Source organism: Actinoplanes sp. DH11 (assembly GCF_020873875.1).
In the GTDB taxonomy this organism is placed as follows: Bacteria; Actinomycetota; Actinomycetes; order Mycobacteriales; family Micromonosporaceae; genus Actinoplanes.
In genome coordinates, this window is the sequence record NZ_JAHWGU010000013.1 from 236,476 (window position 1) to 242,991 (window position 6,516).

A 6,516-nucleotide genomic window follows, 5' to 3' on the forward strand; every position below is an offset into this window, starting at 1 on the left:
CAGAGCGCATGTCCCTTCGCCGTACCACCTCGGCGGTTGTCTCCGTAGCGGCCGTGGCCGTGGCCGCGGCCGGCACCGTGCCCACCGCGGCCGCCGCGCACGGCTACGCCAACAGCTTCGAGCGCCTCGCCACCTTCCCCGCCTACCTGAACTCGTCGATCGACGACACGGCGGCGGCGGAGATCTCCACCGTGACCGAAGACGGCCGCACCGTCGTCTACACCGACAGCCCGGGCAAGCGCCTCGGCTTCGTCGACATCACCGACCCGTCCCGGCCCAAGCCCGCCGGCACCCTGGCGATGGACGGCGAACCCACCTCGGTCGCGCACCTCGGCCGGCTGCTGCTCGCCGGTGTGAACACCCGGGCCAGCTTCACGTCGCCGTCCGGCAAACTGGTCGTGATCGACGCCGCCACCCGGACCGTCGTCCGCTCGCTGGAACTCGGTGGACAACCCGACTCCGTCGCCGTCGCGCCGAGCGGCCGCTACATCGCCGTCGCCATCGAGAACGAGCGTGACGAGGACGTCAACGACGGCGCCATCCCGCAGGCGCCGGCCGGCTGGCTCTCGGTGATCGACACCCGTACCTGGCAGGTCACCAAGGTGTCCCTGGACGGCCTCGCCGACGTCGCGCCCACCGACCCGGAACCCGAGTACGTCAGCATCAACTCCCGTGACGAGGCCGTGGTCTCGCTCCAGGAGAACAACCACCTCGCCGTGGTCTCGCTGCGCACCGGCCGCGTCATCTCCGACTTCTCCGCCGGAACCGTCACGGTGAACGGCGTCGACGTCCGCGACGACGACCAGATCACCCTGGACGGCTCGATCACCGCGAAACGCGAACCCGACGGCGTCGCCTGGATCACCGAGGACCTGTTCGCCACCGCCAACGAAGGCGACTACGAGGGCGGCTCCCGCGGCTGGTCGATCTTCGACAAGAAGACCGGCAAAGCCGTCTGGGACGCCGGCAACACCCTCGAACACCTCGCCGTCGAACACGGGCAGTACCCGGACAAGCGCTCCGACGCCAAAGGCATCGAGGTGGAGAACGTCGCCTTCGGCCGGCTCGGTGGCGTCCCGTACGTCTTCGTCAACTCCGAGCGGGGCAACTTCACCGCGGCGTACGACGTCTCCAAGCCCGCCAAGCCCCGCTTCAAGCAGCTGATGCCGACCACGAACGCCCCCGAAGGCGTCGTCACCGTGCCGTCCCGCGGCCTCGTCGTCGTCTCCAGCGAGGAAGAGGACGCCTCCATCGGCATCCGCGGCAGCATCCAGATCTTCAAGCTGGGCGCCCGCGCCGAGGACACCCAGATCTCCTCGAAGAACACCATCCCGTGGGGTGCGCTCTCCGGGCTCTCCCCGGTGCCCGGCAGCGGCGACAAAATGGTCGCGGTGACCGATTCGGTCTACACACCCACCCGGATCCTCACCCTCTCCACCGACGGCGTCATCTCCAAGCAGCTCACCGTCACCAAGGACAACAAGCCGGTGGGGTACGACGCCGAAGGCCTCGTGGCCCGCGAAAAAGGCGGCTACTGGCTCGCCGTCGAAGGCTCCGCCAGCACCCCGAACCTGCTCGTCCGGCTCGACAGCCGCGGCCGGGTGCAGGAAGAGATCACCCTCCCCGCCGACGTCGCCGCCACCATCACCACGAACGGCCTCGAAGGCGTCGCCGAGAACGGCAGGCACGTCTGGGTAGCCGTGCAGCGCACCCTCAAGGGCGACCCGGCGAACACCGCCCGGATCGGCCGCTACGACACGGTGAGCAAGACCTGGTCGTGGCTGCTCTACCCGCTCGACACCGCCCCCACCGGCTGGGTCGGCCTCTCCGAACTGGTAGCCGTCGACGGCAACACCTTCGCCGTCGTCGAACGCGACAACCAGCGGGGGCCGCTGGCCGCCGTCAAGAAGGTCTACACCTTCGACGTGCCCACCGGGTCAGGCTCCTCCGCTTCCGCTTCCGCTTCCGTTTCCGTTTCCGTTTCCGCCTCTGCCTCCGCGGCGTCGTGGGTTGGCACTCCGGTCGTGACCAAGAAGCTGCGCAAGGACCTGTTGCCGCTGCTGAAGGCCGGTAACGGCTGGGTGCAGGACAAGGTCGAAGGGCTCGCGATCGCGGGCGACGGCCGCACCTACGCCGTGACCGACAACGACGGCCTCGACGACTCCACGGGCGAGACGGTCCTCCTCAATCTGGGGCGCCTGCTCTGATTCCCTGGACCCACCTGCTCGCCTTTTGAACGCGGCGCCGATCGTTCCCGGTCGGCGCCGCGCCGTTAGCCCGGCGCCGGGCCGGCCCCGCCCCGCCACGTCCGGCCCCGCCCCGAGCTGAGCCGCCCGCCCCGCCCCGCGCCGAGCCGCCCCGCGCCGAGCCGCCCCGCGCCGAGCCGCCCCGCGCCGAGCCGCCCCGAGCCGAGCCGCCCGCCCCGCCTCGAGCGCCGGCCCCGCGCCGCGCCGAGCCGCCGGCCCCGCGCCGAGCCGCACGCCCCGCGCCGAGCCGCACGCCCCGCGCCGAGCCGCACGCCCCGCGCCGAGCCGCAGTGACAGCTGGGCTGGTTGGCTGTCATTGGCGGTCGTTTAGGGGCGCTGAATACGACCTTCAGTGACAGCTGGGCTGGTTGGCTGTCATTGGCGGTCGTTTAGGGGCGCTGAATACGACCTTCAGTGACAGCTGGGCCCGTCGGCTCTCACTGGCGGTCGTGTCAGCCTTTTCAGTGACAGTGACAGTGACAGTGACAGTGACAGTGACCGGCTCGTGCTCGACGCTCCTGGCCACCGTATGCACGAGCCGGGTTCGTCCTGGCCAATGACAACAATGCGGGCGGGGTCTTACTCGGCCGCTCGGTACCCAGCATTGATCAGGGAACATGCGAGGGTTCGGCGCGCCCGGGCTGACCGACCCGGACGGTCGACATCTGCGAAATCCGGAACGATGTTCTGCCACTGGCGGTATTTCGACGACGAGGCATCGGCGGCTGGGAGCGTGCTCGACGTCATGCGCGGCGTGTTTGTGCAGCACGCGCTCGAAGAGGAATCCGGTGGTGTTCCGCTGCGCTTCCGATGGCCGGTTGCCAAAACGGCGGCCGCTCCCAGCCGAAGCCGGTCGCGACCGCCGTTTCAGACGTCAGCTCAGGTCAGACGTTGTAGTACATCTCAAACTCGTGCGGGGTCGGGCGGAGCCGGACCGGGTCGATCTCGTTGGTGCGCTTGTAGTCGATCCAGGTGGAGATCAGGTCGTCGGTGAAGACGCCGCCGGCCGTGAGGAACTCGTGGTCGGCCTCGAGCGAGTTGAGCACCGCGTCCAGCGAGCCCGGCACCTGCTTGACGCTGCCCCACTCCTCCGGCGGCAGGTCGTACAGGTCCTTGTCGATCGGCGCCGGCGGCTCGATCTTGTTCTTGATGCCGTCGAGGCCGGCCATCATCTGGGCCGAGAACGCCAGGTACGGGTTCGACGACGGATCCGGCACGCGGAACTCGACGCGCTTGGCCTTGGCGTTGCTGCCGGTGACCGGGATGCGGGTGCAGGCGGAGCGGTTGCGCTGCGAGTAGACCAGGTTGACCGGGGCCTCGTAGCCCGGCACCAGGCGCCGGTACGAGTTGACGGTCGGGTTGGTGAACGCGAGCAGCGACGGCGCGTGGTGCAGCAGGCCACCGATGTACCAGCGGGCCATGTCGGAGAGGCCGGCGTAACCGGTCTCGTCGTAGAACAGCGGCTCGCCGGCCAGCCAGAGGCTCTGGTGGGTGTGCATGCCCGAGCCGTTGTCACCGAAGAGCGGCTTCGGCATGAACGTCGCGGTCTTGCCGTGCTCCCAGGCGGTGTTCTTGATGATGTACTTGAACAGCTGCATCTGGTCGCCGGCGTGCAGGAGCGTCGAGAACTTGTAGTTGATCTCGCCCTGGCCCGCGGTGCCGACCTCGTGGTGCGAGCGCTCGACGGTGAAGCCGGTGTCGATCAGGCGGCGCACCATGGCGTCACGCAGGTCGGAGTAGTGGTCGACCGGGGAGACCGGGAAGTAGCCGCCCTTGTACGCGGTCTTGTAACCGCGGTTGCCACCCTCCTCGACGCGGCCGCTGTTCCACGCGCCCTCGATCGAGTCGATGTAGTAGTACGCCTGGTGGGCGGACGTCTCGTGGCGGATCGAGTCGAAGATGTAGAACTCCGCCTCGGCGCCGAAGTAGGCGGTGTCGGCGATCCCGCTGGACGCCAGGTAGGCCTCGGCCTTCTTCGCCACGTTCCGCGGGTCACGCGAGTAGGCCTCACGCGTGAACGGGTCGTGGATGAAGAAGTTGAGCGCCAGCGTCTTCTGGATCCGGAACGGGTCCACGAAGGCGGTCGCGACATCCGGCAGCAGCATCATGTCGGATTCGTGGATGGCCTGGAAGCCGCGGATCGAGGACCCGTCGAAGGCGAGGCCGTCGGTCACCACACTGTCGTCGAACGACTCGACCGGGATGTTGAAGTGCTGCATCACACCCGGGAGGTCACAGAAACGTACGTCGACGAACTTGACGTCCTCGTCTTTGAGGTATCGCAGGAGTTCCTCGGGATTGGCGAACACACGTCCTCCTGGCACAGTTTTCCGATACCGGGCGGCATGGACCGCCACTGGCAAGGCTGGTCGCGACGTTATGGGTACGGAGTTGCCCCTGCGTATCCCTATTGTTTCCGCCGTGTTACGGGCTGAGCCGGCAAGGCACGGCGAGAGCGCGCGCTGATCATCCGGACCCTATCGCGTAACCTCGGCAGACGTGGCTGCTTCCGTCAACGACTCACCTGCGACGCCGGCCGGGCTGAAGTCCGCCGGTCTCGGCCCCCGGCTGGCCGCCATCTTGATCGACTGGGTGCTCTGTCTCCTCATCGGCAGCCTGTATGCCACTCCGGCCGAGGCCGCCTGGCCACCCGTGGTGATCCTGGTCGTGGCGAACACCCTCTTCCTCGGTCTCTTCGGCCAGACGCCGGGAATGCGCCTGATGCGCATCCAGTGCGCCGCTTACCCCGCAGGGGGCGTGATCGGACTGCGCAACGCGCTGATCCGCAGCGTGCTGCTCGGCCTTTTCATCCCGGCGCTGATCATGGACGGTCAGGGACGGGGACTGCACGACCGCGCTGCTGGATCCATCGTGGCAGCAGCGCGGCGGCGCTGACACCCTGCGGGCCATGAAAAGTACTGATACCAGGTAGCAGCAGATTCACTGGCGATCGTGGTCCTCCGGGGTGGAGGTTGGAGCGGACTTACCGACCACGCCACCACCCGGCGTCCGCACCCCGAAGGCCTGTTCATGTGTGACCAGATCATCCGGCCCCCGCTCCGCGACCGGCTCGCCGCCGACACGCCGCCTGCCCAGTTCGGGTGCGACGACGCCCTCCGGCCGCACCGCCGCCGGGCTGCGCAGACCCCGAGGCCCGTCGGCCGGCTCGGCCGGGTCCGGCGCTCCGATCACGCCAGGCCCCGCGTCCGGCCGCGCGGCGTCCGTGCCGAGCCAGTCGCCCCAGGGCGTGCGCCCGTCCCGCCGTGACGAGCGCGGTGGCTGAGCACTCGGAGCGGCTGGTGAGACCGGTCGATTGAGCACCGGTGGAGTGGTTCCCGCCCGGCTTTCCGCGCTGCGGGCTGCGCCCGCATGGCGCGCCTCTTCGGCACTGCCAGGACGCCACTCACGCTCCCCGGCGGGATTTCTGAGTACGGGCGGAGCCGCCGAACCGGAACGCCGGAACACGTCGTCTGCTCCGCCGCCCGTGCCGGTGCTCCCGCCCTGCCCGGGGCTGCGCTCCTCAGGGATCCCGGCCGAGTCGCCCGGTCCGCGGTGTCCACCGTGCGGCGGCTGTGGATACGCCGGTGATGCGCCGTGTCCGCTCCTGTCCGCTCCGGAGAGTCCCGGTCGGCTGACACCGGGCCGGCCCGATCCCGACTCGTCCACTCCCGATCGACTCGATCCTGGCCGGCCTACTCCCGGGCGGCTCGTCTCCGAGCGGTCTGTCTCGGGTCGACCGGTCGTCCGGTTTGGACCGTCGAAGCCGCCTGGTCCCGGCGGCAGGATGCCGGAGCGTCCGCCCGGATCGCGCGGCTGGCCTGTGCCGGAGCGGCCGGTTCCGGAGGTGCCTGAAGGGAGGCCACGTGTGCCGGTGCCCGGGTCATGCGGTCCGCTCGGTGCGATGCCGAGACGGCCCGTGCCGGGGGCACCGGTGCTGCCGGGCGGCACTCCGGGACGGCCTGAGCCAGGAACGCGGGGGTTGGCGGAGCTGCCGGGTTGAGGGCCGGGGCGGGTGATGCCGGTACGGCCCGGCTGGGCGTTGGTGGGGTTCACTCCGGGGCGGGTTGCCGGTGGAGGTGTTGCAGGTAGGGAGGGATGGCCGGGACGGCGAAGTTCGCGGCCGGTGGGCGGTGGCGGTGTGGGCTGCCGACTGGTGGGCGGCAGGGGAGTGGGTTGCCGGCCGGTCGGGGGCAGGGGAGTGGGTTGCCGGCCGGTGGGCGGCAGCGGGGTCGGCTGCGGGCTGGTGGGCGGGAGTGGGGTGGGTTGTGAG

4 protein-coding genes are annotated in these 6,516 nt (G+C 69.7%); 2 read left to right on the top strand and 2 right to left on the bottom strand.

Going from position 1 to position 6,516, the window contains the following annotated elements:
* Positions 1-8: 8 nt before the first annotated feature.
* Positions 9-2,207, top strand: a complete 2,199-nt coding sequence (locus LPA41_RS20910) for an esterase-like activity of phytase family protein (protein WP_229072337.1) — start codon at positions 9-11, stop codon at positions 2,205-2,207.
* A gap of 923 nt (positions 2,208-3,130) precedes the next feature.
* On the opposite strand, the gene glnA is transcribed toward LPA41_RS20910, so the two are convergent.
* Complete coding sequence (gene glnA / locus LPA41_RS20915) at positions 3,131-4,555, bottom strand: type I glutamate--ammonia ligase (protein WP_229072338.1); 1,425 nt, start codon at positions 4,553-4,555, stop codon at positions 3,131-3,133.
* Positions 4,556-4,745: 190 nt separating this feature from the next.
* On the opposite strand from glnA, the gene LPA41_RS20920 reads away from it, so the two are divergent.
* The gene (locus tag LPA41_RS20920; protein WP_229072339.1) at positions 4,746-5,141 is read left to right on the top strand and encodes an RDD family protein; all 396 of its coding nucleotides are present in this window, start codon (positions 4,746-4,748) and stop codon (positions 5,139-5,141) included.
* A gap of 45 nt (positions 5,142-5,186) precedes the next feature.
* Here the strand turns inward: LPA41_RS20920 and LPA41_RS20925 are convergent, their stop codons facing one another.
* Positions 5,187-5,438 (bottom strand): hypothetical protein, encoded by a 252-nt coding sequence (locus LPA41_RS20925; RefSeq protein ID WP_229072340.1) that lies wholly within the window; start codon positions 5,436-5,438, stop codon positions 5,187-5,189.
* Positions 5,439-6,516 lie beyond the last annotated feature (1,078 nt).

What these genes read in the sequence shown, in the direction of transcription:
- LPA41_RS20910 (WP_229072337.1), top strand. Translation starts at nt 9, where the DNA reads ATGTCCCTTCGCCGTACCACCTCGGCGGTTGTCTCCGTAGCGGCCGTG.